Raw genomic sequence first — 2,642 nt, forward strand, 5'->3', positions numbered from 1 at the left:
GCCGGCATCAGCGCTGCCGAGATCATCGGCACCCCGACCTTCTGGAAGCTCGCGTTTTGCTTTGCCGTGATCGGAATGTCGTTCTATGCGATCGCGCCGAACGTTATGTACATCCTCAAGCGCCGCGCCGACGTGAGCGCCGCCGATGTCGCCTGGATTCAGACGGCCGGCGCCGTCGCTGCGCTGTTCGGGCGAATTGTGGTCGGACATTTGCTCGACCGGTTGCACGCTCGCGTCGTCGGCATCCTGACCGTTCTGCTGATGGCGCTCTCGGCGCTGATCAATGCCACCGCGGATGCAGTAGCCCCGATGGTGCTCGCCTCGATCCTGATGGGGTTTTCGATCAGCGGGGAGGCGGACCTGATGCCCTATCTGGCCGGGCGCTATTTCGGCACACGATCAGTCTCGAAGGTCTTCAGCTGGTTGCTGTTTGCATTCTGCATCGGCGCGGCGATCGGCCCGGTCGCGTTCGTCTGGCTTTCGACATTGGGCGATAGCGTGGTGTTGCCGTTGCTGCTGCTGTCTGCCGTGCAGATCGTCCCGGTGATGCTGTTCCTGTCGCTTGGCCGCTACCGGGCGACGCCCGAGCGCGTCCAAAACCTCGCCGTCGCGCTGACATGAGCCTGGATCGATGGCGCTAACTGGAGACGAAAGATGACCCTCAGGGATTTGCCGCAGACATCTGCCGGCGCACCGCTTTCCCAGCCGATGCCGGAGGACGCGAGCCTGGCCGCTGCGGCGGGCGAGGCCTTCGTCTATGCGTTGCCCCTGATCGAGATGGCCGCGGTTCGCCGCAACTCGCTTGGCCGCACCGGGCTGCAGAATACGCTGTCGCATCAGCGCGACCTGATCGATCACCGGGCACGCTGGGTCACGACGCCGAACAACGACACGCTGTATTCGGTCGCGTGGCTCGATCTGACGCAGGGTGCCGTCCGGTTGACGATCCCGCCGACCGGAGACCGCTATTTCTCCGCCGCGCTGATGGACATGTACACCAACAACAATGCGGTGCTCGGCACCAGGACGATCGGCAATGCCGGCGGCACGTTCACGATCGTCGGACCGGACCAGACCGGCTCGGGCCCCGATGTCGTCCGTGTCGCGACCCCGCATGCGTGGCTCCTGATCAGAACATTGGTCGATGGCGCCGCGGATCTCGCAGCCGCACGCGGGATTCAGGATGGCTTCAAATTGGACGGCCCGTCGGCTAGCCCTCCCAACGACCATGTGGAGCGCAATGCGGCTGCGCCGGCGCTGTTCGCCAGCATTCAGGGCTTGATGGCGTCGGACCCGGCCCCGGCGACCGATACCGCCATTCTGCGTCGCATCGCAGCCGCGCTCCAGCTGCCGGTGCCGGCGGCGTCGGAGGCGATTGCCCGAGGTGTTGCCGCAGCGCGGACGGCACTGGTGTCCGGCGGCAAGCGATTGGAATTTGTCGACGGCTGGAGCTATCCGCGCGCCAACCTCGGCAATTTCGATCAGGACTATCGCTACCGCGCCGCGGTGGCCTTGTGGGGCATCGGCGCGCTGCCGGTTGCCGAGGCGATGTACATGCGCGCCGCGGGAAATCTGGAGAACGGCTTCTTCGACGGTACGGCCGACTATCGGCTTCACTTGCCGGCCAGACTGCCGTTGAACGGTTTCTGGTCGTTGACGATGTACGAAGTCGCCGACGACAATCAGTTGTTCCTCACCGAGAACGCGCTGGGGCGCTACGCCATCGGCGATCGCACGGACGGCGTTCGGCGCAATGCGGACGGATCGATCACCATCTGGATCGGGGGCGGCGATCCCGGAGGCGATCGAACCGCCAACTGGCTGCCGGCGCCGAAGCGCGGACCGTTCAGCCTGATCATGCGCTGCTATCTACCGCGTCAGGAGATGTTGGCGGGACGCTGGCGTTTGCCTCCGGTACGGGAGGCCGCCGGCTAGAGCATTCGACGATCCGAAGGGATCGACAGGGGCGGATCAATAACAATAACGACAAGGGGGCAGGGATGATGCGGAAGGGTGTACTCCCCGGCGCAGTGGCGGGGCTGTTCTGCATGCTGGTAGCGGCGCAGGCCGCCGATCAAACGACCGATGCGGCGCGCGAGATGTCGAAGAAGGCCGCGACGCTCAAGGCGCCGCCGCCGGTTGAAAAGCCGTTCTTCCTGGTCAACGACAACCGCGTCACGGTTTCGCAGTTTTCGGGAGGCGTTCCCGGTTACGCCAAGAATTCGCAAAGCACGACGCTCGCCTACACGCACTATGACACCTGGGCCTATGGCAGCAACAGCTTCTCGCTGTTGACGTCGAAATACGATCACGGGGCGGCCACCGCGCCGTGCCTCGGATCCGTGCTCGCGCCGACCGGACTATGCGCCGGCGGCGTGGCGGCTTCGGCGTCGATCCGCAGCACATTCGGCTGGAACGAACTGTTCGACACCAATGCGTTCTCCGTCGGCCCGCTGACCAACATCTCGTTTCTCGTCGGGGCGGACGCTTCGCTCTCGAATATCTTCACCGCATCCAGCAACTACGATGTGCTTGCCGGTCTGCAGTTCGGCTTCAGCCTGCCGTACAAGGGTTATTTCAACATCAGTCCGATGTACTTCCAACGGATGCAGCACGGCGCTCAGCTCATGCCTCCGAGCTTC

The 2,642-nt window shown here is 64.3% G+C and carries 3 protein-coding genes; all 3 read left to right on the forward strand.

Features of this window, described 5'->3' with window-relative positions:
• Positions 1-621: MFS transporter (locus tag VF497_RS08690; protein WP_330887721.1), on the forward strand; the 621-nt coding region annotated here is incomplete at its 5' end.
• Between the two features lie 33 nt (positions 622-654).
• Positions 655-1,935, forward strand: coding sequence for a DUF1254 domain-containing protein (locus VF497_RS08695; RefSeq protein WP_330887723.1), 1,281 nt, complete (start codon positions 655-657; stop codon positions 1,933-1,935).
• Between the two features lie 113 nt (positions 1,936-2,048).
• A partial coding sequence (locus tag VF497_RS08700; protein ID WP_330887725.1) for a hypothetical protein occupies positions 2,049-2,642 on the forward strand: 594 nt, incomplete at its 3' end.

The organism is Rudaea sp., assembly GCF_036383415.1.
Lineage (GTDB): Bacteria > Pseudomonadota > Gammaproteobacteria > Xanthomonadales > Rhodanobacteraceae > Rudaea.

Bases quoted from the DNA above. Each gene is read 5' to 3' on its own strand.
- VF497_RS08695 (WP_330887723.1), top strand. From the start codon at position 655: ATGACCCTCAGGGATTTGCCGCAGACATCTGCCGGCGCACCGCTTTCC.